Source organism: Alteribacter salitolerans (assembly GCF_016901055.1).
Lineage (GTDB): Bacteria > Bacillota > Bacilli > Bacillales > Salisediminibacteriaceae > Alteribacter > Alteribacter keqinensis.
In genome coordinates, this window is sequence record NZ_JAFEUX010000011.1 from 98,143 (window position 1) to 124,028 (window position 25,886).

Below are 25,886 nucleotides of genomic sequence, written 5' to 3' on the forward strand. Positions count from 1 at the left end.
AACGAAATCATTATATTCAGAATTATTTTATATTGATTTTGTGTCCATTTTATGAAAATAGGCGAAATGAGGTGAATTGAGAAGAAAACAGGAGTATTTACACGATGATTTACGCTTACATTCGTTTTTTAGTTTTCGGGAATATCTAACTGACGGACGGGGCTGCAATTGAACTTCTTTATGTCGTTGACGGAAACAAGTCAAAGTCTGATGTGTTAAAGTACGGTGACTCTGATACAGCGTCTTTTAAGCGTAAAGAAATGCTTCAGAAGTACGAAGCGAAGCTTTTCAATAAAGGTGTAAATTACGAAACTAAGATTCTTCATGGCTCTCCGGCAGAAACGATTATTGAACACGCAAACGACGGGGAGTATGACTGCCTCGTCATGGGAAGCCGCGGACGTAACGAGTTTCAAACGTTCATTCTCGGCGGAGTCAGCCACAAAGTCATGAAACACGTAAAATCACCGGTTATGCTGGTTAAATAAGCACAAGGAAGTCACCTCGTTTGCAGAGGCGGCTTTTTTCTTTGGTTTTATTTAAGGGATTCTCCCTTAACTCGCAGTTATTCACCCCTAACATCCTTTTTTTTCACCCCTAACTCCATATAATTCATCCCTAACCCTAAACACGGCATGCAACCAAAATTCCTGTACATACTAAAAAAGGAAAGAGGTGACCACGAATGGAAGATAACAAAACATACGAATTGATGCGTGAATTAACGAATGCAGAAGGCGTACCGGGATTTGAAGACCGGGCATACAATGTGATGAAAAAACACATAGAACCTCTGAGTGAAGAAATTGTGACTGATAACTTCGGAGGAATCACGGGTCGGATAGGAAAGAGCGGACCAAAAATTCTTCTCGCAGGGCACCTGGATGAAGTCGGATTTATCGTAAGCAGCATTACAAAGTCCGGTTTTATTAAGTTTAAAGCTCTCGGCGGCTGGTGGGGGCACGTCATGCTTTCACAGCGTGTGAAAGTGATGGCCGGCAAAGGGGACTTGACCGGTGTGATCGGCTCCAAAGCCCCTCACGTTCTTGCACCTGAAGAGCGGAAGAAGGTGCTGGAGATTGACAAGATGTTTATCGACATCGGCGCCTCCAGTGATGAAGAAGCAAGGGAGTTTGGGGTTGAAGTGGGCGATGCGATATGTCCTGTGGGAGAACTTGAAGTTCTTCCAAACCCGAAGATGCTTTTAGCGAGAAACTGGGATAACCGTGCCGGGTGCTATGTGTCTCTTAAAGTACTCGAGAGACTAAAAGGTGCCAACAATCCGAACACGCTGTATTCAGGAGCAACGGTTCAGGAAGAGGTGGGCCTTCGAGGGGCACAAACCCTTGTTCAGACAATCCAGCCGGACATCGCATTTGCGACCGATGTTGGGGTGGCAGGGGATACGCCGGGGATGAACCAGGAAGCGGCAAACCTTGAGCTCGGGAAAGGTCCTATCATCGGTTTTCTGGACCGTTCGATGATTCCACACAGAAAGCTTCGGGACCTCGCTGTGAACATTGCCAAGGATAACAACATTCCGTTCCAGCGTGAGCTTATGAGCGGGGGAGCTACCGACGGCGGGAAGTTTCATCTCGAAGGACACGGGATCCCGACACTTGTTGTAAGCGTCCCAGCGAGATATATCCACAGCCATGTGTCTATCGTTCATCAAGACGACCTCGACAACGCCGTCGAGCTTCTCGTTAAAGTCATCAGTGCCCTTGATGAACAAACCGTCCAAAGCATCAAAGGTCTTGAATAATGTGAAAAGCTCACAAGGTGCCAGGCACTCTGTGAGCTTTTTCACGTGGGGCCAGGCACTGTGTGATACCCTGCACGCAGAGCCTGGCCCCACGTGAAGAAACCCCGGAGACCAAAAAGGTCTCCGGGGTTTGGTTTACAGATACTGCAGCATAGCTGTTGCGAAGGAGAAGTAGATCATCAGACCTAACACATCGTTTACCGTTGTAATAAACGGACCGGATGCGATCGCCGGATCCAGCTTCATTTTATTGATAATAACAGGAACGACTGCACCGACAATCGTTGCGATACTAAGGGTGAAGAATAAGGAAACAGCAACAATGATGGCAATCATCACATCACCATACACGATAGGGATGAGAATCATTAATACTACGGCACAGATCAGACCGAGGAATATTCCTGTTCCAAACTCTCTTTTAATGGTGTTGAACATCCCTTTTTTCTCGAAGGATCCTGTTGCAAGAGAACGGACCATAACAGCCAGGGATTGTGTGCCTGTATTTCCTGCCGAGTCCATCAAAAGAGGGATAAAGACAGCAAGCAGCACGATTTGTTCCAGAGTCTGCTCGAACTGTCCGATCACTCCTGCTGTAATCAAGCCGAAAAACATCAGCATGATGATCCATGGGGAACGCTTTTTAGCAGCTGTAAAGGAAGACAGGTTTACGTCAGTCGCACCACGGGATGCGGCCAGCTCACCGATATCTTCTGTGGCTTCTTCTTCAATAACGTCAATAATATCATCGACTGTGATAATCCCAACAAGGGTGTTTGTTGACGTCACAACCGGAACAGCGAGGAAGTCGTACTTTTTAATTAAGTTCGCAACGTCCTCCTGGTCATCATCAGTCTTAACAGAAACCAAACGGGTACTCATTACATTTTCCACTTTTTCATTCGGATCGCTGATAATCAGATCACGAAGGGAAACAACGCCTGCAAGCTCATGATTGCCGTTTACAACGTACAAATAGTAGATCGTCTCTGCGTCAGGGCCTTCCTGGCGAAGAAGCTCGATCACATCTCTTACAGTGGATTGAGCAGTGATGTTAATGAACTCCTTGGTCATAATCGCACCGGCAGTTTCCTCTTCATAGCTTAAAAGTTCACGAATGTCTTTGGCATCCTCCGACTCAAGCCCATCCAGCACTCTCTTAACCGTTGCTTCAGGAACTTCTCCGAGGAAATCGGCGGCATCATCGGCGGACATTTCAGCAAATACACTTTGTGTATAAATCGTATCCAGTTCTTCAATTGTGCTTTTTTGTTCTTCAAGCTCCAGCTCCTGAAAGATCTCAGAGAACTCTTCCGGTGAAAGGTACTCGTATACTTTTTTTCGTTGTACTTCAGTAAGCTCAAGGAAAAAGTCGAGCTGATCCTGCGGATGCAGTTCCAAAAATAAATGCCGGAATTCCTGGATGTCTTCCGCAATAAGTGCATCCAGAATACTTTTTGCATACTGCTCGCGGTTTTGTTCAGTCAGTTTTACCATATTGGTCAGCCTCCTTAAACAAGGTCAGGCACAAAGTGTGAATGAACCCTGCTCTTAGTATTAAATTTCCTGTTTTTCTCCTGACAAAACTTCCAATTAAACTTGGACTGGGACTCGGGTCCATTTCACACCACCTCCAACTTGGTCTGTTTCATTTTTCGCATAAAACCTAAAAAAACACCTTCATTTCAAACAAATGAAGGTGTTATATGCATGGCAAATAACCGCTGATGGCTTCCCTCCATTCGTAGAGCTTTAGCACTGTACGGCATAGGGCATACACCCAGCTACATTAGGAAACACCTTATGTCGATGATTCCAGTTGACCCATTGGCGTCTTTGGACATTTTTGGGCAGTAGCGTATCTCCTGTACAGGAGCCTCACCTAACGAGGAATGTTCAGTTTTTTTCAACTGTCTGCAATGATAAACGACAAGGAACCAAGTGTCAACAGTGTTGCTCACTTCTTTCAAAAAAGGAAAAAACCTCTGGCAAAGCGAATTCTTATAGTACAAAAAGGTTTGTATACAGGGGGATAAAGATGTCACAACAAGTTGTTATCGAAAGAGATAAAAAGCCGGTTATAAAAAGAAGATGGGTAAAAATCCTTATGATTCTTGGAGGAATTCTCATCTTTTTATTTTTAATAGGAGCCGGAACGGGTTACTGGTATATTACAAAAAGCCTCCCCGTATTGGAAGGTGAAAAGCAGATGGAGAGTCTTACAAATGAGGTGACAGTCGTTAGGGACGAACGTGGTGTGGCGAAAATAACGGCAGATAATCTGGAGGATCTTTTTTACATCCAGGGTTACGTCACAGCCCAGGACCGCCTGTTTCAAATGGATATGACGAGACGTCTTGCCGGGGGACGGCTGTCTGAAGTGGTGGGGAGTGCTGCTCTTGACAGCGACCGCTTTTTCCGGACATACGGGATGCACCGGTATACAGAGGCGATGATTGAGCTTTTTGACGAGGAGACAAAGCAGGCAGTGGACGCTTTTTCAGCCGGGGTCACAGCTTATATTAACGAAGCCTTTAAAGAGGGAAACGAACCGCTCGAGTTTAAAATTCTCGGCTACGAACCGGAGCCGTGGACTGCTGAAGACAGTGCCATCGTCGTAAAATACATGGGCTATACCCTTACAGGAAATCACAGAAATGAACTGGAAAACTATCAGCTGGTCCAGGCTTTGGGAGAAGATGCGCAATTTCTTTTTCCGGAGTATCACATCGCCGATCATTTCCCGACAATCTACGAACAAATTGAATTAGAAGACATGCCGTTTGACAGTGGATCGCTCAATTCATTAATGAGTTTTGCCCCATCGGAATTCAACGGGAGCAACAACTGGGCTATTGGCGGTGAGTATACGGAATCCGGATTTCCGATTGTAGCAAACGATCCGCACCTGGGGCTTGCGATTCCGAGTGTATGGTATCAGACCCATCTTGAACTTGATGGAGATTTTCACAGCGTCGGTGTGACCGTACCCGGGGTGCCCGGCGTCGTGCTCGGCCATAATGAAAACCTTGCCTGGGGCGTCACGTCCATGAGTGTGGACCAGGAAGATTTGTTTCTGGAGCAGGCTCACCCGGAAGAACCTCATTTTTATTTATACGACGGGGAATGGGAAGAGGCTGAGGTCATTGAAGAAGTGATCGAAATCGACGGAGAGGACCCACATACAGAAACGGTTGAGGTGACGAGAAACGGCCCCGTGATGACGAGTCTTTTTACTGAGGAGAACGCCGAAGTCAGCTTTCAGGCAGATTCGGACGCCCCTTATCAGGCTATCAGTTTACGGTGGACGGGAAGAGAAGCGGGAGAGGAGCTGAACGGGGTGCTTAAGCTCAACCGTTCGTCGGATGTCTATGAATTTATGGAAGGACTGGACGGCTTTGTGACCCCGGCACTCAGCTGGGTATTTGCCGACCGGGAAGGGAACATCGCTTACCGGGGGCAGGCCAGACTTCCCGACAGGCAAAATTCAGTCGGCCTTCTTCCCGTTCCCGGCTGGGACCCTGATTACCAGTGGAACGGGTTTATTGAAACGGAAGACCTCCCGCAAATCATTAATCCGGAAGACGGGTATGTGATGACCGCCAACAACAAGCCGGTGGATGACGAGTATCCGTATGAAATCGGCCGCAGTTTTTACCCTTACCGGGCTGAGCGGATAGAGGAGATAATAGTGGACCGGATCGAGTCAGGCAAGGCGTTTACGGCAGATCAGAGTAAAGAGATGCAGGTGGACTTTTTGAACACCCAGGCAAGAGCCCTCGTGCCATTGCTCGTGGATGAGGTGGAAAAAAGTGAAGGAGAGCTGAGCGAGCAAGAGAAAGAAGCTCTCTCTCTTCTCCGGGACTGGGACTTTGTTGAAAGTACGGACTCAGGGGGAGCGCTCCTGTGGCATCAGTGGTACAACCAGTTCAGTGAGCGGATGTTTGAGGATATTGTGAGCTTCCCATACTCCAGTGCCCTCGTGATCCATAATACAATTGTAGAGGCTTCTGGGGATCAAGGGGGGAGGATGTTTGGATTTTTAGATGAACAATGGCAGCGGGACTATACGGATTTTTCCCGGGAAACGTTTGTGGAAGCTGTAGCTACTGCGGAAGAATTGCAGGGAAGTGATCCGGAAAGCTGGTCATGGGGAGAATGGCACCAGATGACCATCAAGCATCCTCTCAGTAGTGTGCAGCCTCTCAACTACTTGTTTGATCTCGGGTCGTGGGAGGTCGGAGGGAGCGGGGCCACCCCCGGCGCTCATTCGTATGATGAAGAGACAGGCCGGGTTAATCACGGAGGAGGATGGCGGTTTGTCGCTGATCTCGCTCTTGAGGAGCCGACAGAGGACATTGTGATGCCCGGGCAGTCGGGACAGGTTATGTCGCCTCATTACGATGATCAGATTGAAGCGTGGGTGGATGGTGAGTTACTGCCGATGCGTTATAACATGGGACCAGAGGATGGGGCGAATGTGAAGACATTTGTGCCTGTCCGGGAGGAATAGTTTACAAAAAGGCCGGACTTTCCTGGGGGAGAGGGCGGTTTTTTTAGCTGGCGGGGGTTTTGAGCGGGAGCTGGCGGGGATTTTTGGGGGATTTGTGTTAAGAATTCAGGTATGAATGTGAAGGTAACCCGTCTCAATGTTAAGAATCCACGGGAGCATGTTAAGAATTCCAGATCTGGTTCCTTTTTATTGGAAAAACCCATGGAGCCATGATTGAAAGCCAGCGTTATTTTCTATAAAGTAGATGAAGAGCTTAAAAAGCAGGGCCATAAGCGGTTTGTGGAGAACTTTTTGCGATTTATGCAGACTTTCGGGCCATTTATGGAGAACTTTCTTTGGTTTATGAAGACTTTTCCCCCATTTATGCAGAACTTTAGTTAGTTTAAAGAGAATTAGACACAAATCGTCAAATTTCGCCTAGCCGGCACTACAACTCCTACCCCTAAAAAGGAGATCCGCCCATGAAAATCAACTGGCATTTAATTATCGCAATATTTATCGGCGGAGCACTCGGCACGACCGTCCGCTACTACATAAACGTCCAGACGTTATTTACCCTTTATCCACTCGGAACCCTAATTGAAAACATCGTTGGAAGCTTTCTCCTTGGCGTACTCACTAGGTACGTCCTCCATCGGAAACCCCATGAAGTATGGAAAGCCGGACTTGGCGTTGGATTTTGCGGAAGTTTAACCACCATGTCTACCCTGGCAGCCGATGCATTTATGCTTGCTGGGGAAAAAACGGTTCTCAGCGCCGGACTCTACGTGATGCTTTCCCTATTCGGGGGACTCCTAGTGGCGTTTATCGGTTTTGTAATCACAGACAGGTTTGCCAAAAGGAGGGGGGAAAAAAGCCATGTTTAACTTACTGTTAGTCTCACTTGGAGGCGGACTGGGAGCGGTGAGCCGTTTTCTGTTGGGAGCAAAAATTCAGCACCGTTATCCGGACCCGCCGTTTCCCGTTGCCATGCTGACTGTTAATCTCTTAGGCTCACTGGGCCTCGGTATTTTCTTTGGAGCGTTCTTTGGCGGCATACCGATTTATGAGTACAACAATCCCTGGTTCCTCCTCCTTGGCGTCGGCTACTTCGGGGCATTCACCACGTTTTCAACATTCAGCGTTGAAGCAGTTACGCTGCTCCATGACGCAAAATATAAAAAAGCTTTTTTATACATAGTTCTGAGCATTGCCGGCTCAGTCGCGGCATTCATCGCAGGCATCTACTGGTTTATATAAAAAACGGTCTCCGATTTTTCCCGGAAGGCCGTTTTTACACGTGTCTCAAAAATAATCTGCACTCCCCCGAAAAAAACGTCATATTCCCACTTTCAAAAGCATATACTGGTATTTTGAAAAAATTGCAGGAGTCCCTCCCTTCTTCCAAGAAAAGTAATAAAAAGGAGGGACTGCCGGTGAAACATAAAGTCGCTTTACTCGCTTTTTTAGTCTTAATTCTTGGAGTGTCTGTTTACTCAGCTGTTGAAGGGATGACAAAAGAAGGAGAAGTGTACACCTCATTTACGTTTCAGGGAGAGTCCGAATCATGGAAAGTCGAAGCTTCATTTGTACGTGGGGAGGATGGGGTTACACATGCCCGTGACACCATCCGTTTTGATTTAAAAGAAGGGCAGACGCCGCAGAACTTTACCGTATCCGTTATGACTCCGGAACGCGACTGGTATACGGGAGCGGGGCGGAGTGTTCTCGTGTTTGAAGGTGAGGCATTCCTGGAAGCCGGAATGGACCTTACTCCTTCCAACAGAAGAATCATAGCCGTCATTGACTGGGCCGGGGAACATGAAGTAGTGAACCTTTCCTACGTTTCGGGCGGAGGATCGAACGAAAGAGATGAAGGTCTCGGAGTGAATGCTGAAATCAACTAAAAAAAGCCTGGCTCTCTCATGGAGCCAGGCTTTTTTAGTTGAGTAGCTGTGTTTGTTATTTTTATAAGGATGTTAATTGCAGCGAATGAGGGCCCCCCGCGGAAAGCGCAGGGTACGCAGACTTCGACTACAATAACTGTGTTTAAATCTATACGAAATGAGCGTTAGATAAACAAAGCCAGAATGATTCCGGCAAGACCGATAAGGGCCATCACATATACAGGCTTAACCGGCATTTCACCGCCGTTTTCCATCGCTTTACCGAACATAAAGAACACAAGCGGATGTACCAGGAACGGCATGGAGAAAATAAACGGAATGAGTGTTGCTGCTTCAGATCCGAACATGCCTTCCTGTATCGCAGCAAACAGACCAAAGTGTGAAATGGCGGAAGCCTGTGCCATCGCTCCGTAATCCATGGAAAGGGAGCTGATGGCCAGGAACGAAAGTCCGCCGAATACGGCACAAAGCTGCCAGCCGAAAGAGAACTGCATCAGAGCGGTTACTTCTTTACGGTCTTCACCGCCCGATTTGCGAAGATTCTTCAAAGAAAGAATTGTCAGGAAGACCCCAATTACCACGATCGCAATGGCAGGCCCCATCCACAGACTGCCACGCTCCGCACTTACTGCAAGAACGGAAAAGACAAACACGTGACCGAAGAACGGAATGTTAATCATAATCGGAGCACGTGTTGCGGCTGTTTTACCAAAGTCACCGGCCGTACATGCGCCTGTAAGCCCGGAGTGGGACAAGGCACCGGCCATACCAGGTGCGAGGTTTCTCGCGTTGGCCGTTCTGGCAAAGAACATAAGAAGGGCAATACCTCCAAACATCCACAGAAGCTGTCCGAAGAATCCGTACACAAGAACAGCATTTACTCCCGGAATCGCAAAAGCGTCACCGATGCGGGAGCCCCCGATCAGGAAGTTAGCCGCAAGTACAACCGGAATCCCTGCAAACAAGAGGGATCGGAGTGTAGGCCCGAACGTCCACTGATAAAATACAGCGCCGAGGCCGGCAGCGATCATCATGGCAAAGAAAATCTGCGGCAGGGCAATAAGCGGTGCCACCATCTGAGCCACAAAGTAAGAACCGAGCAGTATCCCGATAATCACGATGATTTCAATCACACCTTTGCGTAAATAAAGATGCTTATTGGAAATCCGCGCTTTGTTATCGATAAGGATAACAGCACCCACAAGCCCGATCCAGGCTACAAGCGGATAATAGGAAGCAAGCATATCCTCTGAACCTGTGCCGAGAAAAATGTGCATCAGGCCCTGAATACCAAATAACAGGAAGAAAGCACGCAGGATAAAGAACAGCTGCGTTCTGCCCGTACCCAGAATCACTTCTTCATCAGAAGGAACGACCATGTCATCCCCTTCATTCAGTGATTTTTTTCCGAGAATCTTACGCAGTTCCTGGCCCCCGACAAAGAAGGAAACAGTCAGAGCAATGATGGTTGTTTTCGCCATCAGGTCAATTAACGGGAAGTTTTCAAGTCCGGGAGTGGATACTCCGCTGGATTCAAGGAGGTATCCCATCGCAAGACCGAAGATAACGATGATAAGTATAGGTGAATATCTTGTTCCGGCAACGACCGTTCTTGAGATCAGGACGATCGGAATAAGGAATAACAAGATGATCCAGAACTGATTTAACAGTTGAAGGTTCGTAATTTGATCAGCAATTTCCATAAAAATCCCCTTTAAATGTAATAATAAAATTTGTATACACAAGTTACTATGATACCTCAAAGTGAAATTGATCACAATCACAAATGGCTATTTTAATAAAATGTTCAATTTCCTCTGTTTTTATCTGTCAGAGGAGGCTTTTTCGGACAAGTTGCGTCGAATCGTCATCATTTCATCATCCTTCCGCCCATTCCTTCATAAACATTACTAACAGGCTATTGGGAGGGAATAAACATGACCAGTCATGATCACGATAGAGAGTTGATGAGGGCCATTGATGAAATAACGGAAGTTGCGGATGGATTCGGACTTGACTACTACCCTATGCGATATGAAATCTGTCCGGCAGACATTATTTATACGTTCGGCGCCTATGGCATGCCTACGCGCTTTTCTCACTGGAGTTTCGGAAAACAGTTTCATAAAATGAAATTGCAGTACGATCTGGGATTGAGCAAAATCTACGAACTCGTTATCAATTCCGATCCGTGCTATGCCTTTTTACTCGATACGAACACGCTCATTCAAAACAAGCTGATCGTCGCCCACGTATTGGCGCACTGCGACTTCTTCAAAAATAACGTCCGTTTTTCCAATACGAGAAGAGATATGGTGGAAAGCATGACGTCCACTGCAGAGCGAGTGTCCCATTACGAAATGGTTCACGGGAGGGAAGAAGTGGAGAAGTTTCTCGATGCAGTTCTTGCCATTCAGGAACACATCGATCCAAGTCTTGTAAGGCCGAAGCTTTCATGGTCAAAAGAGGATATCTGGCTGGATGAGGAAGATGACGATACGAAGTCAAGTCCCTACGATGATTTATGGGTTCTTGAAAACGCGGATAAAGTGAAGCCTAATCGAAGGGACATGGTGAAAAAGAAGAAAAAGCTTCCGCCCCAACCGGAAAAGGATATCCTTCTCTTTATTGAAGAATACAGCCGTGAGCTTGAAGACTGGCAGCGGGATATTCTCACGATGATGAGGGAAGAAATGCTCTACTTCTGGCCACAGCTCGAAACGAAAATCATGAACGAAGGATGGGCCAGTTTTTGGCACCAAAGGATTATTCGTGAAATGGACCTCACAGAAGACGAAGCGATCGAATACGCCAAACTGAACGCGGGCGTTGTCCAGCCGTCCAAAACGCAAATTAATCCGTACTATTTAGGTATTAAAATCTTTGAAGATATAGAGGAGCGCTACAATAACCCAACAGAAGACATGATCAAACGCCAGGGTGTGAAACCAGGCAGCGGCCGTGAGAAGATGTTCGAGGTTCGGGAGATTGAATCGGATATTTCGTTTATCCGAAACTATTTAACAAAAGAACTGGCCTCGCGTGAGGATATGTATCTGTTTCAGAAGAAAGGCCGTGACTATAAGATCGTAGACAAACAGTGGGAAGCCGTGCGTGATCAGCTTATCTCAAGCCGTGTGAATGGCGGGTTTCCTTATCTTCAGGTTACGGATGGGGATTATCTGAAGAACGGTGAGCTTTACATTTCTCATGCGTATGAAGACATTGAGCTTGATACGAAGTACCTTGAAAAGACACTTCCATACCTTCATCAGCTTTGGGGGCGACCCGTTCATATGGAGACAGTGCTCAGTGACCGTAGGATTGTTTTTACGTATGACGGAAAGAAGATTCATAAGAGGTATTTGTGAAATGAAAGGTATGGCCGTTCAGGTCATACCTTTTCCTTTATACTTGAACTATGAAGCCGCAATAAGAGTGAAGCGATTAGAAGCTAGATTGATTTTGATGTATGTAGTATGGAGGTATTTGTAAAATAGTTATAGAATAGAGAATGTTGTCAATTAAGATGTGAGTCTTTCACACATATGATTACTTTTTCAACAATTGGGATAGTTTGTGAACAAACCAAAAATAAAAGGGCCTTTAACTTTATTTGCAAGGCTTTTGGAAATATCTTAATTAACCTGTTACTTACTTATAATTTTATAAAGGAGCGGCATAGCAAATGACGATAATATTGAAGAAGTGTACTCTTGAAGACTCGCGTAACCTTCAAGAGATTGGCTGTGAAACATTCAATGAGACGTTCAGGGATCAGAATTCACCTGAAAATATGAAAGCCTATCTTGAAAAAGCATTTAACTTAAAGCAGGTCGAAAAAGAATTATCAAATGATTCTTCTCAATTCTTTATTGTTTACCTCGAAAATGAGGTTGCCGGGTATTTAAAGGTGAATACCGGTGATGCCCAGTCTGAAGAAATGGGAGATGAATCGCTTGAAATTGAGAGGATTTATATTAAGCGGAACTTTCAAAAGCATGGGCTTGGTAAATACCTGCTAAATAAAGCTATTGAAATTGCGTTGGAACAAAACAAACACAAAATATGGCTCGGTGTATGGGAGCAGAATGAAAGTGCCATTGCTTTTTATAAGCGGATGGGATTTGTTCAAACTGCAACCCACTCTTTTTATATGGGTGATGAAAGACAAATAGATTTAATTATGATCAAAACTCTCATATAAGGTGGATCTTTATTTATAAAAACAGACCTTACAAATAAAAGCTTGTTGTACCAGTGACAGTGGATAAACTGAACCCCATGTCACTGGTTTACTAAAAAACATTCGTTACACTGAATACAGAGAATTAACCAGACTCATGTGTCTGATTTTTTTTTGATTTTTTTTGTAACGAATGAATGCCGGCACAGTCATACTTATGAAAGGGGGCGGGAGAGTGGAGGAGTTTGAGAGTATATACAATCAATACTTTCGCGAAGTTTACCTGTTTGTATTGAAGTTATGCCGTAACGAAAAGGTTGCTGAAGAGATCACGCAGGAAACTTTTTATAAGGCGTTGAAAGGAATTGATCATTTTAACGGCCGTTGCCGGGTCAATGTCTGGCTGTGCCAGATTGCTAAGAATACATACTTTACTTATCTCAACAGGCAAAAACGGTTTGATACAGAGGGGATAAAGGATAAAGCAGGTGGAAATACGATCGAAACGTTGATCGTAAATAAAGAAGAAACCTTCCGCATTCATAAGGTGCTGCATTCCCTGGAAGAACCTTATAAAGAGGTATTTACGCTGAGAGTATTTGGAGAACTTTCCTTTAAGCAGATAAGTGAACTTTTTCAAAAGACAGAGAGTTGGGGGAGAGTCACCTATTACCGGGGTAAGCAGAAAATACAAGAAAAGCTGAAGGAGGAATGAGGGTGGAAAAAGCATCATGTAATATTATCAGAGATGTGCTGCCTTTGTATCACGACCAGGTGTGCAGCGAGGATACAGTCAAAATGGTTGAGGAACATCTCCAGGAATGCAGCAGTTGTAAACAAGAGTTGGAAAGAATACAGGACAATATTACAGCCCCGGAAGACATAAGTGAGAATAGGAAGGACAGCCATGTGATCAGGACGATCTCCGCTTCATGGAAGCGATTGCGGATAAGGTCCTTTATAAAAGGTGGAGTTATTGGTGCACTCGTTATTTCCCTGCTTGTTTTAAGTTATTTTGGATTGTTTGAATGGCACATTATGAGCGTTCCCACAGACAGGGTAGAGATTAATGAAGTAAGCGAATTACCGGATGGTAAAATGGTCTACTTTGCTGAAATCAATGATGGGTATAGTTTAAACAGGATAAAGTATCATATGGACAGAGAAGGGAATTTCTATATCACTCCTTTAAGACCGGTCATTAAACAAGAGGCAGATAAACACCTGCCAGGTTTGGAAAAGGGGTATGATTTTATTGATATGGAGGAACAGGAACTTGTGCGTGGTAAGGAGATAGCCACGATTAATTATGGAACCCCGAAGGATCATATTATGATTTGGGAAAAGGGGATGGATTTGCCGGACGCAAGTGAAGAAATTCAAAACATGTTTAATTTTTAAAGCACATTACGACAAAGCTGACGGAACAGCTAATAACATAGACGCAGATTTAACGCACGAGCTCCGTTTGAGTTCGTGCGTTTTTGAATGACTTATTGAGTATTACAGAAGTGTTAACTACTGGTATAATATTACAAGGATACTTTATTTAATTTCGCTGGAGTAATTTGATTTTTCGTGGGGGGAGGTTAATTTTTTACATGAAGAACAAAGAGAAACTCATGTCAAAATGGGAAAAAGTCTACCTGGTAATAAGCTTATTGTTTGTAACTATAGGTGTAGTATCGTTAACCTGTAATCTTTTGTCCGTCAATTTTAATGACATGCAATTGCATCAGGATACAACATTTAAGTCTAATGCGGTATTTTTCCTATTGGGAATTGTTTTTCTCACTGCTATGTTCAATGGTAAAGAATATAAAAAAGGATAGAAATTCATCACCATTAAAGATGGACAGAAGAGTATTGTTTACTTTAGTTGAGAATCCAAACGATACGGCAACAGAGCGGATGAAATATACGCAGACTCCTGCGGCAGTGGGGGCCAGGAGAGACCCCGCAGGGCAGAGCCTGAGGAGGCTCGCCGGCACCGCCGCGGAAAGCGAAGTATATTTCAGGAGCGAATGAGGTGCACTGCATGTTATCCGTTTGGTTCCTCGTTAACTAAAACACTTTTGTCCACGCCCCCAAATGTGATATAGATTATAACTTCCTCACTTATCCCTTCGGCAAAGGAGCCTTTTCAGACACAAACCCCCTGCTTATCAGCTCGTCCCAAAAAGCATGAGGAATTCGTTCATCTTCAAGAGCAGACAGATCCTCTTTGATCCGGTCGGTTCTGGTAGAGCCGGGAATTACTGCCTGGACTGCGGGGTGGGCAGAAGAAAATTGCAATGCAGCTGCTTTCAGGCTTACACCATGCTTTTCGGCTATCTCCTTCAATTCCCGGGCGTGGCTTTTCTTTTCTTCGGAGGCTTCAGCATAATCAAAGTGATCACCGCCAAGCAGGGCCCCGGAATTATACGGACTTCCAACCACAAAGCCCATTCCTTTCTTTTCGGCAAGGGGCATCATCTTTTCCAGTGCCTTTTCATGTTGCATAAGTGTATATTGTGTGGCTGTTAAACAAAGATCCGGCTGTACCTCATCTAGTTCCAGGATTTTTTCGATTGGCTCAGTTGTATTTACACCGAGCCCCCAGGACTTAATAACGCCCTCTTTACGAAGTTGTTCCAAGACCGGGAAGGCTCCTTTACGGGCTTCTTCAAATTTCTCTGTCCATTCGTTACCAAGAAAGTCAGGTGAAAGATCGTGGACAAAAAGAATGTCCAGGTGGTCGGTATTCAAACGGGTAAGGCTGTCTTCGATAGAGCGGAGTGTACCGTCCTCAGTATAATCGGTAACCAGTTTGTTCTTGCGCCCGTCTTCAAAAAGCCCGGATTTATCTTCTTCTTCATCCAAAATTATTCTGCCTACTTTAGAGCTGAGAATATAATCATTTCGATTGTATTCCAGCAGCACTTTTCCAAGCCGCAGTTCAGAGAGTCCAAATCCGTAAAAAGGAGCTGTATCGAAATAGCGGATTCCTGCGTCCCAGGCGGTTTGAATGGTTGCAAGTGCTTCCTCATCGGGAACGTTACGGAACATATTGCCGAGAGGTGCCGTTCCCAGACCTATCTTTTTGTTTAATCCATGTTTTAAATGACTCATGATTTCCCTCCTATAGACCGTCTACGTCAGGAATTACCCTTTCGCTACCAGGATTAAACGACTTCAGAAATATCCTGATATAATTAGAATGATAGAAAAGATGAACGGAGGCAGACAAATGGCGGATTTCACTAACAAACCAACGATCCCGGGAGAAAAGGTAATATTAAGACCTTTTAATACAGTGGAGGATTTTCCTTATTTAGAAGAATGTTTGAAAGACCAAGAAGTGATTAAATTAACGGGGAGCTCATCTGAGTACGATAGAAAAGAAGTGTTTAAATGGTATAGTACTAGAAATGAACAGACTGACCGGTTGGATCTTGCCATTATTGATAAAACCGAAAACAAATTAGTCGGGGAAGTGGTGGTCAATTCCATTGATGAACAGAATCAAAGTATGAACTTTAGGATCCTCATCGGACCAGGAGGCAGAAATAAAGGATTAGGCACTGAAGCAACTCAGCTTATTGTCGATTATGTTTTTATGAATACCGTCTTGGATCAGCTGACTTTATGTGTGTTTGCCTTTAATCCGAGAGCAAGGAAAGTCTATGAGAAAGTTGGATTTACTATAGATAGTATTGATAAGAATGAGTTGGAATGTGAAGGAGAATGGATCGATTCAATTAATATGAAATTAATAAGAGAGGATTGGATGAAAAAACAAAGAAGATATTAAGGACTTAAGAATATTTCAAGTTTCAAGTAAGCAAGCGTTGTGAATAACGAAATGATCTAAGAAGGGAGAGGTTGGTTTGGGCTCAAGAATCATGCACCTCGTTATTGCGGATAAAATTGCAGAGCGTATGGGAATCGAAGATAAAACATTGTTTTTACTTGGAGGTATTGCTCCGGATGCAGCGTCCTCCAAAGACCTGTCACACTTCTACCGGGGGTCTCTCGAAGATTATTCCAGAAACATAGATTACAACGGATTTCTGCAAAAATATCATTCCTTAGCAGAGCGCGATTACATATGGGGATATTTCACACATTTAATCGCTGATGATCTCTGGCTGAAAGGGTTTTATTTACCCTGGCTGAAAAACAGGATGGAAGCTGATAAAGAGATATTCCGTTTATACCATGAGGATTTCAGGGTACTCAACGGAAAGATATTAGATTACTTTGGGTATACAGAACAGTTGAAAGAACAGCTCCGTTATACTTCGGACATCATTGATTTGCAGGAGGTTAAATCCAAAGAAGTTAAAGAATTCATTCCTTATCTGACAGGGGATATGGACTATGATCAAAAAGTAATTGATCAAAGGTTAACGGTGTTTACATTGAGTCAGATCATCGGGTATATAGAGACATCGGTAGATAAGGGTATGGTGAATATAAGGGAGGTACTGAATTAGTCGGCTTATAAATAGTCTGAGAATCAGCGAAGGGCAGGCAGACTTCATCCCGATGAAGAGTAGGAGATTTCCATGTCATTAAAAGCAGGAAATACCCTTACATGTGAACGGACGTTTACCCATAGGGATGTTGAACCAGAATGAAAAAGAATTGGTAAAAGGAGAGTTCTCAGGTGTCATACTGGATCAATAAGCTGCCCGGGCAGCTTATTTTATTGCCCCTTTACACCATTGACATGTTTAATGCTAAGATTAATTTATGCTTCATAATAGGAAAGCTGAGGAAGGTTTACATATGATAAGGAAACATTCACTGATGGTATTTTTCATAGTCTTCTTAACGGGCTGCGCAGGAAGTGAGAATGAGAGTGAAACCATTTATGTGGCAGCTGCATCTGACTTATACCACGCACTCACTGACATCGGAGACGCTTTTACAGAAGAAACAGGCATAATTGTAGAGTTTACCTATGGATCGACGGGACTGTTAACACAGCAAATACAGGAAGGTGCACCGTTTGATTTATTTGCTGCAGCACATGAATCCTATATTGACCACTTAATTGAGAGAAAGGCTGTCTTTGAAGATTCAAAGGCGTATTATGGGATTGGCAGAATTGCAGCGTTGTCTTCCAGCGGGCAGGACATTGTATTGGATAAAGACTACCTTTTAAGTGCTGAAGTAAAACGGATCACGATTGCCAACCCGGAACACGCTCCTTACGGAAAAGCAGCAAAAGAGACACTGGAATCCTGGGGTATTTGGGAAGAGGTACAACCTAAGCTGGTTTTCGGGGAAAATATAAGACAGTCGTATCAATATGTGGAATCAGGGAATGCAGAAGTGGGAATCATCGCTCTGGCATTAATGAACGAAACGAATTTGCAGTATGATTTAATAGAGGAAAATACCCACGCTCCTATCCTGCAGGCGCTGGGGATTCCTGTTCAAACAGAAAAAAGAGAGTTAAGCGAACGGTTTTCGGACTTCATCCTGAGTCGTACAGGACAGGAAATATTAATCGAATACGAGTTTGATATCCCATGATGGACAGTATCTTAACACCGTTATGGCTGTCCCTTAAAATTGCCTCAACAGCTACGGTACTTGCGTTTATCATCGGACTTTTCTTGGCATGGTGGTTCTCTTTTTCCAAAAATAAAGTAACGAATCTGCTATCCATTATCATTACGATTCCCCTCGTGATACCTCCAACCGTTCTGGGTTATTATCTGCTGGTGGTATTGGGCAGAAACAGTATGTTAGGGCAGTGGATTGAGGGGATAACAGGTGAGCCGGTTATTTTTACGTGGAAAGCGGCTGTTATCGCTGCAGCCATTGCAGCCCTGCCTCTGTTAATAAGACCGATGCAGGCATCATTCGAATCAATCAATAAAAATATTATCCAGGCAGCAGCGCTTGATGGAGCAGGTAAACTTCAGTTACTCCGTTACATCATTATTCCCCTGGCATATAAAGGTGTCCTTGCCGGGCTTGTATTGGGCTTTGCCAGAGCAATGGGAGAGTTTGGGGCTACGTTAATGGTTGCAGGCAACATACCGGGAAAAACCCAGACCCTTTCCATTGCTGTCTATGATGCTGTCCAGGCCAACAGAATGATGGAGGCCAATATTATGGTGGTTATTTTAACAAGTACAACAATCCTCTTTTTGTTACTGCTGCATAAATGGTTTAAGTGATAGTAAATATTCAATACAGGAGGAGAACAAATGTCTGATTGCTGTTATGGAAAAGTACGTGTTGAGTCCATGTTGTGCCCGTCATGCAGGAATAAAGGAAAAAAGTAAAGGTAATTACAGTTAAAGCAATGTTAAAGCCAGCTTCACTCGGCACGCTGGATGCCGGTTCACCTCATTTTTTCTGTCCGGCAAAAGATTGTCCGGTTGTATATTTTGATAAGAATAAAAAGACATATAGGAAAACAGACGTTAAGGTTTCTGTCTATCATAAAGATGCTTCCTCTGATACTCCTGTATGCTACTGCTTTAACTGGACAAAAGAGAAACTTAAAAATGCCATTCAGACGGAAGAAGTAAATCCAATTGAACAGATACGCGAGAATATAAAGAAAGACCGTTGCGGGTGTGAGGTAAACAACCCTCAGGGCAGCTGCTGTTTGGGGAATGTCACAGGGTTTATAAAGCAGGGCAGCGCATAAATTGCGCCGCCCTGTTCCTTTTTACGCTGTTGTTCTTTTATGAAATACAAGCAGGACTTGAGATATAACAGCCAAAATTGGCAGTTCCAGCAACGGGCCGATCACCAGCGTTATTGCAATTAGAGGCTTGTCCGGAAAAGCTGTCATGGCAATTGCTAAAGCAATTGGTGAATTTCTTGCAAGAGTGGTCAGGCTCAAACTTGTTCTTTCAGATAAAGAGAATTTCATAACCTGCCCGGCCTTTTGGGTGACGATAAAATTAATCACAAAAAATAATAAGAGAGGTATGGTGATTTTCCAGATAAGTTCAAGGTTATCAAGCAGTAACTGCCCCTGTGAGGCAAACATAGCCACGATAGCAAGGCTGAGGAACAGAATGGGCAGGGCGCTGACCTTGGAGAGAAACTTTTCTCCTGCCTCTTTGTTTCCGATGGCCTTTTTTGTAAGTAAAGCCAAAACGAGTGGTATTAACAATACAATGAGAATGCTCTCGATTAAGTAGACAGGTTCGATAACACCGGTGGTGCCTCCAAAAACAAGAAGGTAAACCGGAAGCAGAAGAACCTGCAAGAATAAATTCAGCGGCAGAATGGCTGCTGAAAGCGCCACATTTCCTTTCGCAATTCCCGTAAAAATCAAGTACCAGTCTGTGCATGGTGTGACCATAAGCATAATAAATCCGATGTACAGTGCCGGGTTGTCTCCGAGGAAAACCATGGCCAAAAGCCATGCTAACGCGGGGACCCAGACAAAATTGATTATAATTGAAGTGTAAGTAAACCTGACATTTTTGAATGCTTTCTTCACTTCTTCAAAAGGAATCTGCAGGAAAGTGATATAAAGCATGGCAACTAACAAGGGCACAATTAGCAGTTCCGCATTCGTTCTTATCCACTCTATTTGCCCCAGGCCGATTCCCATCATGACAGCCAGGAAAATGATAAGCGTATAAAGCTTTTCAAATATCCCCATAACAACACACCAGTTCCTGTGAAATGTACACATTGATGATTTTAATACGATCTTTTATTGGATACACCGATTCCATGTTTTCAAAGCATTAGTGGGTATTCGGATTAAAAACAGTAAACCATTTCCGGTAAGCCATTAAGCAAACGTAAAACCAAGTGATGGATATGGTGACTGCAGCAAAAATATCTGTTGGGAAATGGGCTCCTGTTACAATTCGGCTTAATGCTACGGTAAGAATAATGCCAACAAGAAAGAGTGTTGCAGTGATTTTTATCAGTTGTTTACTTATCAGGTGGTAACACAAGTAAATTAAGAACGAAAACAAAATCACACTTCTCATCGTATGGCCGCTCGGAAAGCTGTAGGAAGATATTTCAAGTGAATAGCCAAAAACCTCAATCACACTCATTTCACCAGGCCTCTCACGCTGGAACAAAACCTTAAGAGCAAAATTTAATAATATACCGCCAAATACAAGTGAAAACAGTAGTATGGTATAGCCAGACATTTTTCTGATTATTAAATAAAATCCTATTATGACTGTAATAATTAAAATAACTTCTCCTGAACCGATTTTTGTGGCTTTTCCCATCAGTTCGGCAATGAAAGGAGGCAAAGGCTCCCGCACTGCCCTGATAATTACCTGGTCAAGAGAGATCAAGTGGTTCTGTATGGATAAAACCGAAACAAATATAAACAGAATAAAACAGCTTACCGCAATTATTTTTTGATTTTTGTATGTCTCTGGCATAAGTGGTCACTCATTTCAAAATGAAGGATAAATAATGATTATATCATTAGTGTTTAAAGCTTTGAACTGTGCATCAGAAATTTTGTCTGAGGAGAGCAGTTCCCTTTGTCCTAATCCAATTCATCAGTATCAATAAAGTCTTGAGAAAACAAGCACTTCGTTTTAACAGTATAGTAAAAAACCACAGTACAAGATCATGAACGAGATTGTTTTTGTAAGTTACCATTCACTTGCTGATGAATCTCCCGCTTTATTCCCTACATAAAATAGTATATAATTATCAGATAATACTAGATATTTTAATGTGGAAATTATTATAATAGACAATGGATATGTTTTTTATGAAATAGAAAAGGGATGTTCCTGAGCGGGGCTTTGTGACCTTGGCAGGACAGCCTGTTCTTTTTTGTGCATGTGATAAGGAGGCCTATAATGAGTATCATCCAGAAGAAAACAGACGTTATCTTAATTGGTGCCGGAGTCATGAGCGCCACTTTGGGATCTTTACTGAAAGAATTGGCACCGGACTGGGAAATTAAAGTTTTTGAAAAGCTGGCTAATGCAGGTGAAGAAAGTTCCAACCAGTGGAACAATGCCGGTACAGGCCATGCTGCACTGTGCGAACTTAACTATACATCAGAAAAACCTGACGGATCAATAGATATCAGTAAAGCCGTAAAGGTCAATGAACAGTTTCAAATTTCAAGGCAGTTTTGGTCCTACCTTGTGAACTGCGGTCTTATTCGTCAGCCACAGGACTTTATCATGCCTATACCTCATATGAGTCTTGTGCAAGGGGAAGAGAACGTTACTTTTTTAAAGAAACGTATGGAAGCGCTGTCAGATAACCCGTTGTTTGAGGAGATGGAATACTCCGATGACCCTGAAAAGCTGAAGGAGTGGCTGCCTCTTGTCATGGAAGGCCGCACAACAAATGAACCAATAGCTGCTACAAAAATTGACACCGGAACGGATGTTAACTTTGGTGCGTTAACCTGCACGTTGTTTGACCACCTGAAGAGTGAAAACGTCGAGATTAACTACAACCACAGTGTTGAGGATCTTAAACGCTCAAGCGACGGTTCATGGGAAGTAAAAGTGCATAATAATGAAAGCGGTAATATTGAACACCATACGGCGAAGTTTGTCTTTATCGGTGGCGGGGGAGGAAGCCTTCATTTACTGCAGAAGACAGGGATTCCTGAATCAAAACAGATTGGAGGATTTCCTGTAAGCGGGCTGTTTATGGTGTGTAAAAATCCTGAAGTTACAGCCATGCACCATGCAAAAGTCTATGGTAAAGCGAAGTCAGGCGCTCCGCCAATGTCTGTCCCACACCTTGATACAAGATATATTGATAATGAGAAAGCGCTGCTGTTCGGACCGTTTGCAGGCTTCTCGCCAAAGTTTTTAAAGACAGGTTCAAACCTTGATTTAATCACCAGTGTAAAGCCGAACAATGTCCTTACAATGCTTGCTGCAGGCGTAAAGGAAATGGCGTTGACAAAATTTTTGATCCAGCAGGTGCTGTTAACCAATGAAAAGCGCATGGATGAGTTACGTGATTTTATCCCGAACGCAAAAAGTGAGGATTGGGAGATCGTAACAGCAGGTCAGCGTGTGCAGGTGATTAAGGATACCGAGGATGGCGGTAAAGGAACCCTTCAATTTGGTACGGAAGTGGTGAGCGCCGCTGACGGGTCCATTGCTGCACTGCTTGGTGCTTCTCCGGGCGCTTCCACAGCTGTTCATGTCATGCTTGAGGTACTGGAAAGATGCTTCCCGCAGCATATGAATGAGTGGGAACCAAAAATTAAACAAATGATTCCTTCTTATGGTGTCTCCCTGTCGGATAATCCTGAAATGTTCAGAGAAATTCAGGCATCAACAGCAGAGATACTTGCCTTGAGCGAAAAAGAGCTGGTCATTAGTTAATTAAAATCAAGAACCTTCGATCTTTCCCATGATTGAAGGTTCTTTCTTGAAAGGCAGTGTTACTTTGAGTAAATTGCTTAGGTGTATATCAGCTTAGCTGGCAGAGGAATGGCCCACAAAGGGCGGAACAGTGCCCTCAAATCAGAAAAATCAAGGCAGAACAATCACACCAGATTCCCGACGTGATGACGTGATATGGACTTTATCAGTGAACTGGTTACTGTCAGAAGAAATTAACGAAAACATTGGCATGAAGAGAGGAGGATGACTGAATGAATATAGAAAGCAAGCCTTTACCTGCGTTGTCCATGTACCGTATTACAGCCAGACTGTTTACCCATGTGGAAGCGTCAGTGTCCGCTGCATTCGGAGAAACTGGAAAAGAGCTGATTCAAAAAGGCGTAAACAGATTCGGTTGTGATCTGGCACAAAATATATCATTAAGAGCTTCCGATGAAGGAGAAAGGCACGTCTTAAGTAACTACATACCAACGCATGTTGATAAGAAAAAGCTGGATCAGAATGAAGCAGATATATACAGTCAGATGGCCGGATTGTTCGGTCAGACCGCCAAATCTGTGGTGGATGAGTATGGCGGAAGAGGAAAAGATGCGGTTCGTGAAGGTGTCAGAACCTTCGGCGAAGCAAGAGGGAAAGGGATTGCAGAAAGAGCCGCACACCTTGGTCAGGATAATACGATCGAAAATTACCTGTCAAACTATGATATGGGACGAAGTGAACTCTTTGAAATGGAAACACACCATTACCCTGAGGTGATTCAACAGACATTTACAGCGTGCCCGTTTGGAAAGCAGTGGGCAGACGACAATATGGGCGAATACGGGATTTTATATTGTGAAATGATCGATCCATCCATTGCTAAAGGCTATAACAAAGATTTTGAAGTGGACCATGATCAATATGTATTAAAGGAAGGCGTTTGTGAGTTTAAATTTAAGCTTAAAAAATAAGCCTGTTTGCACAATAAAGACTCTTCATTTTATTTCATAAACCGGTCTTTACCGGATTAAAAATGACAGGATGCCATAGTTGCGGGGAGATAAGATGAGATCGGGAGGTGATTGTATGACGTTGGTCGAGTCTTTAAAGCAAACGATTGACTTAATTGAAAAAGCGTTGCCGGATTCTGTTCCCATAGAGAAAGCCGCCAGGACTGCCCACATGTCACCGGCTCATCTGCAAAAAGCCTTCACGGTATTGACCGGCATGACTGTGGGAGAATACATCCGTAAACGAAGGCTCACTCTTGCAGCAGAAGAGCTGACCAGGGGAGACAGGAGAGTCATAGATGTAGCTTTAACCTATGGATATGAAACGCCTGAATCATTTGCAAAAGCCTTTCGCAGGCAGCACGGTATTGCGCCTAAGGAAGCAAGGAACCCCGGTGCTCGTCTTTCGTGCTACAATCGTCTGCTCATTCACGTAACGTTGAGAGGAGAAAAGGCGATGAAGTACAGAATTGAAGAGAGAGAAGGGTTTCAGGCTATTGGCATCCACAGAGAGATGTCCATGGTTGATAACGAGCAAAGTCGGGAAATTCCAAAGCTCTGGGGAGAGGTAAACGAAAACGGAACGTCTGCAACACTATTCAACCTGAATAACGGAGACCTTGAAGGGGTACTCGGGGTATGTGTAGGTAAAGGAAATGAGATGCTGGATTACTGGGTCGCAGCAGAATTCAAAGGGGCAGTGCCGAAGGGATTTGAACAGATCACGATTCCTGCTTCAAAATGGGCTGTTTTTGAAGTTCACGGTTCAATGCCTGATGCTATGCAAAAGGCGTGGGAGCAAATCTTCTCTGAATGGTTCCCTTCAAGTAACTACGAACATGCAGGGACAATGGACTTTGAAATGTATAAAAAAGGCGATCCAATGTGTGAATCGTATTACTCGGAAATATGGATTCCGGTTAAGTAAGAAGCAAACGGGTGGAGAGTATCTTCCACTCGTTTTTTGATTTTCAGGTACTTCGGCTTCATTACTTTTTCACTCAGGAAAGCCTTTTAAAAAGTCCAACGTACACTTTCCGGTCACTGGCATATTGTGTAGAGAAAATGCCTTTGAAAGGAATGACTGACGTGTATTCGTATCCCTATTACAGAAATACCTTGAATCAAATTCTGGGAGCCATTCAAGAAGGATTGAATAAAGAAGCCACTGCAGTGGACCTCTACAGCAGACTGGCTCACGAAGCACCAAACCAGGATCAGCAGCAGAACATTCTTCAAGCTGCCCAGAACAGATACATGCACTTTAACCAGTTTGCCAATCTTTATTACTCACTCACCGGGGCACAGCCTGTTTATCATATGGAAGATATCCGGTACCAGGACTACCGGGAAGGCCTGAAAAAAGCCCATCAATTGGGGTCTGAAGCATCAAAGGATTACCGCAAACATGCTCAAAGCTCACACTATCCATTAGTAAAGCAAGTGTTTTTGCAGGCGGAAGCAGGTGAAGAAGCAGTTCGGTCCATGTACCGGGATGACATTCAGGATTACGGTCAAACCCCTTACGTTGTAGATATTGAGGAAATAACGAAACAAAACGATACATTCCGTACTGCACTCTGGACCGGAGAGCATTTGCAGTTAACGCTGATGAGTATCGGTGTGGGAGAAGACATCGGCCTTGAAGTACATCCTGATGTTGATCAGTTTCTCCGCATTGAAGAAGGTGAAGGACTGGTTCAAATGGGGGACAGCGAAGATAATTTAACGTTTGAAACAAGAGCCTCTTCAGACTATGCGATCTTTGTACCCGCAGGAAAGTGGCATAATCTCACGAATACAGGTGATGAACCTCTAAAGCTTTATACGATCTATGCCCCGCCGGAGCATCCGTTCGGGACGGTTCATGAAACGAAAGAAGATGCGATGGCTGCCGAAGAACATCACCATAGCTGATCCAGAAATTACAGGGCAATAATAAAAGAAGCTGGGACATAAAGAAAGAGTTTAGCTTAGAATGCGAAAAATGCGCTAACATACCGGATGAAATATACGCAGACTCCCTCGGGAAAAGTTGATGTACCAGGGGTTAAGATCCCTTCTGGTTCTTTTAAAAAAAATTTTTATTGAGGTGGTGATCCAATACTCTTCTTACCTTTTCTAATTTTAGAAAAGAAAGGGAGTGAGATTGACGCGTCGCGGTAGGAGATTGGAAATCATCTCCTTATTCCGATATAGGCACATAGGAT

Annotated in this window: 23 protein-coding genes, 1 pseudogene and 1 riboswitch; of the genes and pseudogenes, 19 read left to right on the forward strand and 5 right to left on the reverse strand. The window is 44.0% G+C overall.

Annotation, left to right across the window (positions count from 1 at the left end):
* Positions 1 to 167: 167 nt before the first annotated feature.
* On the forward strand, positions 168 to 488 hold the full coding sequence (locus JSY36_RS17695; protein WP_336511525.1) for a universal stress protein: 321 nt from the start codon (positions 168 to 170) through the stop codon (positions 486 to 488).
* A gap of 197 nt (positions 489 to 685) precedes the next feature.
* Positions 686 to 1,765, forward strand: a complete 1,080-nt coding sequence (locus JSY36_RS17700; protein ID WP_205167379.1) for a M42 family metallopeptidase — start codon at positions 686 to 688, stop codon at positions 1,763 to 1,765.
* A 135-nt stretch (positions 1,766 to 1,900) separates the two neighbouring features.
* Here JSY36_RS17700 and mgtE read toward each other — a convergent pair whose 3' ends face one another.
* The gene (mgtE, locus tag JSY36_RS17705; protein WP_205167380.1) at positions 1,901 to 3,262 is read right to left on the reverse strand and encodes a magnesium transporter; all 1,362 of its coding nucleotides are present in this window, start codon (positions 3,260 to 3,262) and stop codon (positions 1,901 to 1,903) included.
* A gap of 232 nt (positions 3,263 to 3,494) precedes the next feature.
* A riboswitch (M-box (ykoK) riboswitch) is annotated at positions 3,495 to 3,662 on the reverse strand.
* 141 nt (positions 3,663 to 3,803) lie between these two features.
* Between mgtE and JSY36_RS17710 the strand changes: the two genes are divergently transcribed.
* The 4 genes from JSY36_RS17710 (at position 3,804) to JSY36_RS17725 (ending at position 8,164) form a co-directional block, all read left to right on the forward strand.
* The gene (locus JSY36_RS17710) at positions 3,804 to 6,278 is read left to right on the forward strand and encodes a penicillin acylase family protein (protein ID WP_205167381.1); all 2,475 of its coding nucleotides are present in this window, start codon (positions 3,804 to 3,806) and stop codon (positions 6,276 to 6,278) included.
* Positions 6,279 to 6,739: 461 nt separating this feature from the next.
* Positions 6,740 to 7,144 (forward strand): fluoride efflux transporter FluC, encoded by a 405-nt coding sequence (locus tag JSY36_RS17715; RefSeq protein ID WP_205167382.1) that lies wholly within the window; start codon positions 6,740 to 6,742, stop codon positions 7,142 to 7,144.
* Positions 7,137 to 7,517 (forward strand): fluoride efflux transporter CrcB, encoded by a 381-nt coding sequence (gene crcB, locus JSY36_RS17720; RefSeq protein ID WP_205167383.1) that lies wholly within the window; start codon positions 7,137 to 7,139, stop codon positions 7,515 to 7,517. The genes JSY36_RS17715 and crcB overlap by 8 nt, the downstream gene beginning before the upstream one ends.
* A gap of 176 nt (positions 7,518 to 7,693) precedes the next feature.
* Positions 7,694 to 8,164, forward strand: a complete 471-nt coding sequence (locus JSY36_RS17725) for a hypothetical protein (protein WP_205167384.1) — start codon at positions 7,694 to 7,696, stop codon at positions 8,162 to 8,164.
* A gap of 164 nt (positions 8,165 to 8,328) precedes the next feature.
* Here the strand turns inward: JSY36_RS17725 and JSY36_RS17730 are convergent, their stop codons facing one another.
* Positions 8,329 to 9,867 carry a hypothetical protein gene (locus JSY36_RS17730; RefSeq protein ID WP_205167385.1) on the reverse strand — a complete coding sequence of 513 codons (1,539 nt, stop codon included), beginning with the start codon at positions 9,865 to 9,867 and terminating at the stop codon, positions 8,329 to 8,331.
* A 234-nt stretch (positions 9,868 to 10,101) separates the two neighbouring features.
* Here JSY36_RS17730 and JSY36_RS17735 point away from each other — a divergent pair, with 234 nt between their 5' ends.
* From JSY36_RS17735 to JSY36_RS17750, 4 genes are all read left to right on the forward strand, one after another.
* Entirely contained in the window at positions 10,102 to 11,535 is a 1,434-nt protein-coding gene (locus tag JSY36_RS17735) for a SpoVR family protein (RefSeq protein WP_205167386.1), read from the forward strand.
* Between the two features lie 317 nt (positions 11,536 to 11,852).
* A complete protein-coding gene (paiA, locus tag JSY36_RS17740) occupies positions 11,853 to 12,371 on the forward strand; it encodes a spermidine/spermine N(1)-acetyltransferase (protein ID WP_205167387.1) in 519 nt (172 codons plus the stop codon).
* Positions 12,372 to 12,585: 214 nt separating this feature from the next.
* Positions 12,586 to 13,065, forward strand: coding sequence for an RNA polymerase sigma factor (locus JSY36_RS17745; RefSeq protein ID WP_336511523.1), 480 nt, complete (start codon positions 12,586 to 12,588; stop codon positions 13,063 to 13,065).
* A gap of 2 nt (positions 13,066 to 13,067) precedes the next feature.
* Positions 13,068 to 13,751 carry a zf-HC2 domain-containing protein gene (locus JSY36_RS17750; protein ID WP_205167389.1) on the forward strand — a complete coding sequence of 228 codons (684 nt, stop codon included), beginning with the start codon at positions 13,068 to 13,070 and terminating at the stop codon, positions 13,749 to 13,751.
* Between the two features lie 717 nt (positions 13,752 to 14,468).
* Here JSY36_RS17750 and JSY36_RS17755 read toward each other — a convergent pair.
* On the reverse strand, positions 14,469 to 15,461 hold the full coding sequence (locus JSY36_RS17755) for an aldo/keto reductase (RefSeq protein ID WP_205167390.1): 993 nt from the start codon (positions 15,459 to 15,461) through the stop codon (positions 14,469 to 14,471).
* Positions 15,462 to 15,579: 118 nt separating this feature from the next.
* Here JSY36_RS17755 and JSY36_RS17760 point away from each other — a divergent pair, with 118 nt between their 5' ends.
* The 5 genes and pseudogenes from JSY36_RS17760 to JSY36_RS17780 all read left to right on the forward strand — a co-directional run bounded on the left by JSY36_RS17760 (position 15,580) and on the right by JSY36_RS17780 (position 19,008).
* A complete protein-coding gene (locus tag JSY36_RS17760; RefSeq protein ID WP_205167391.1) occupies positions 15,580 to 16,143 on the forward strand; it encodes a GNAT family N-acetyltransferase in 564 nt (187 codons plus the stop codon).
* Positions 16,144 to 16,219: 76 nt separating this feature from the next.
* A complete protein-coding gene (locus JSY36_RS17765) occupies positions 16,220 to 16,828 on the forward strand; it encodes a zinc dependent phospholipase C family protein (RefSeq protein ID WP_205167392.1) in 609 nt (202 codons plus the stop codon).
* 295 nt (positions 16,829 to 17,123) lie between these two features.
* Positions 17,124 to 17,876 carry a molybdate ABC transporter substrate-binding protein gene (gene modA / locus JSY36_RS17770; protein ID WP_205167393.1) on the forward strand — a complete coding sequence of 251 codons (753 nt, stop codon included), beginning with the start codon at positions 17,124 to 17,126 and terminating at the stop codon, positions 17,874 to 17,876.
* Positions 17,873 to 18,529 carry a molybdate ABC transporter permease subunit gene (gene modB / locus JSY36_RS17775; RefSeq protein ID WP_236785104.1) on the forward strand — a complete coding sequence of 219 codons (657 nt, stop codon included), beginning with the start codon at positions 17,873 to 17,875 and terminating at the stop codon, positions 18,527 to 18,529. The genes modA and modB overlap by 4 nt, the downstream gene beginning before the upstream one ends.
* 30 nt (positions 18,530 to 18,559) lie before the next feature.
* Positions 18,560 to 19,008, forward strand: a pseudogene (locus JSY36_RS17780) (putative iron-sulfur cluster-binding metallochaperone).
* Positions 19,009 to 19,029: 21 nt separating this feature from the next.
* Here the strand turns inward: JSY36_RS17780 and JSY36_RS17785 are convergent.
* Positions 19,030 to 19,980, reverse strand: coding sequence for an arsenic resistance protein (locus tag JSY36_RS17785; RefSeq protein WP_205167394.1), 951 nt, complete (start codon positions 19,978 to 19,980; stop codon positions 19,030 to 19,032).
* 88 nt (positions 19,981 to 20,068) lie between these two features.
* Positions 20,069 to 20,731, reverse strand: a complete 663-nt coding sequence (locus tag JSY36_RS17790) for a phosphatase PAP2 family protein (RefSeq protein WP_205167395.1) — start codon at positions 20,729 to 20,731, stop codon at positions 20,069 to 20,071.
* Between the two features lie 432 nt (positions 20,732 to 21,163).
* On the opposite strand from JSY36_RS17790, the gene JSY36_RS17795 reads away from it, so the two are divergent.
* The 4 genes from JSY36_RS17795 to JSY36_RS17810 all read left to right on the forward strand — a co-directional run bounded on the left by JSY36_RS17795 (position 21,164) and on the right by JSY36_RS17810 (position 25,593).
* Positions 21,164 to 22,666: a malate:quinone oxidoreductase gene (locus tag JSY36_RS17795; RefSeq protein ID WP_205167396.1), complete on the forward strand. Its 1,503-nt coding sequence runs from the start codon at positions 21,164 to 21,166 to the stop codon at positions 22,664 to 22,666.
* Positions 22,667 to 22,938: 272 nt separating this feature from the next.
* Positions 22,939 to 23,637: an L-2-amino-thiazoline-4-carboxylic acid hydrolase gene (locus JSY36_RS17800; RefSeq protein ID WP_205167397.1), complete on the forward strand. Its 699-nt coding sequence runs from the start codon at positions 22,939 to 22,941 to the stop codon at positions 23,635 to 23,637.
* A 115-nt stretch (positions 23,638 to 23,752) separates the two neighbouring features.
* Positions 23,753 to 24,604, forward strand: coding sequence for an AraC family transcriptional regulator (locus JSY36_RS17805; protein WP_205167398.1), 852 nt, complete (start codon positions 23,753 to 23,755; stop codon positions 24,602 to 24,604).
* A 152-nt stretch (positions 24,605 to 24,756) separates the two neighbouring features.
* Positions 24,757 to 25,593 carry a cupin domain-containing protein gene (locus JSY36_RS17810; RefSeq protein ID WP_236785114.1) on the forward strand — a complete coding sequence of 279 codons (837 nt, stop codon included), beginning with the start codon at positions 24,757 to 24,759 and terminating at the stop codon, positions 25,591 to 25,593.
* The last annotated feature ends 293 nt before the right edge of the window (positions 25,594 to 25,886 follow it).

Excerpts from the sequence above, each read along its gene's own strand:
- JSY36_RS17810 (WP_236785114.1), top strand. The coding sequence starts at position 24,757 with ATGACTGACGTGTATTCGTATCCCTATTACAGAAATACCTTGAATCAA.
- JSY36_RS17715 (WP_205167382.1), top strand. The coding sequence starts at position 6,740 with ATGAAAATCAACTGGCATTTAATTATCGCAATATTTATCGGCGGAGCA.
- paiA (WP_205167387.1), top strand. The coding sequence starts at position 11,853 with ATGACGATAATATTGAAGAAGTGTACTCTTGAAGACTCGCGTAACCTT.
- JSY36_RS17710 (WP_205167381.1), top strand. The coding sequence starts at position 3,804 with ATGTCACAACAAGTTGTTATCGAAAGAGATAAAAAGCCGGTTATAAAA.
- JSY36_RS17735 (WP_205167386.1), top strand. The coding sequence starts at position 10,102 with ATGACCAGTCATGATCACGATAGAGAGTTGATGAGGGCCATTGATGAA.
- JSY36_RS17790 (WP_205167395.1), bottom strand. The coding sequence starts at position 20,731 with ATGCCAGAGACATACAAAAATCAAAAAATAATTGCGGTAAGCTGTTTT.
- modB (WP_236785104.1), top strand. The coding sequence starts at position 17,873 with ATGATGGACAGTATCTTAACACCGTTATGGCTGTCCCTTAAAATTGCC.
- JSY36_RS17800 (WP_205167397.1), top strand. The coding sequence starts at position 22,939 with ATGAATATAGAAAGCAAGCCTTTACCTGCGTTGTCCATGTACCGTATT.
- crcB (WP_205167383.1), top strand. The coding sequence starts at position 7,137 with ATGTTTAACTTACTGTTAGTCTCACTTGGAGGCGGACTGGGAGCGGTG.
- JSY36_RS17730 (WP_205167385.1), bottom strand. The coding sequence starts at position 9,867 with ATGGAAATTGCTGATCAAATTACGAACCTTCAACTGTTAAATCAGTTC.
- JSY36_RS17760 (WP_205167391.1), top strand. The coding sequence starts at position 15,580 with ATGGCGGATTTCACTAACAAACCAACGATCCCGGGAGAAAAGGTAATA.
- JSY36_RS17755 (WP_205167390.1), bottom strand. The coding sequence starts at position 15,461 with ATGAGTCATTTAAAACATGGATTAAACAAAAAGATAGGTCTGGGAACG.
- mgtE (WP_205167380.1), bottom strand. The coding sequence starts at position 3,262 with ATGGTAAAACTGACTGAACAAAACCGCGAGCAGTATGCAAAAAGTATT.
- JSY36_RS17700 (WP_205167379.1), top strand. The coding sequence starts at position 686 with ATGGAAGATAACAAAACATACGAATTGATGCGTGAATTAACGAATGCA.
- JSY36_RS17795 (WP_205167396.1), top strand. The coding sequence starts at position 21,164 with ATGAGTATCATCCAGAAGAAAACAGACGTTATCTTAATTGGTGCCGGA.
- modA (WP_205167393.1), top strand. The coding sequence starts at position 17,124 with ATGATAAGGAAACATTCACTGATGGTATTTTTCATAGTCTTCTTAACG.
- JSY36_RS17805 (WP_205167398.1), top strand. The coding sequence starts at position 23,753 with ATGACGTTGGTCGAGTCTTTAAAGCAAACGATTGACTTAATTGAAAAA.
- JSY36_RS17785 (WP_205167394.1), bottom strand. The coding sequence starts at position 19,980 with ATGGGGATATTTGAAAAGCTTTATACGCTTATCATTTTCCTGGCTGTC.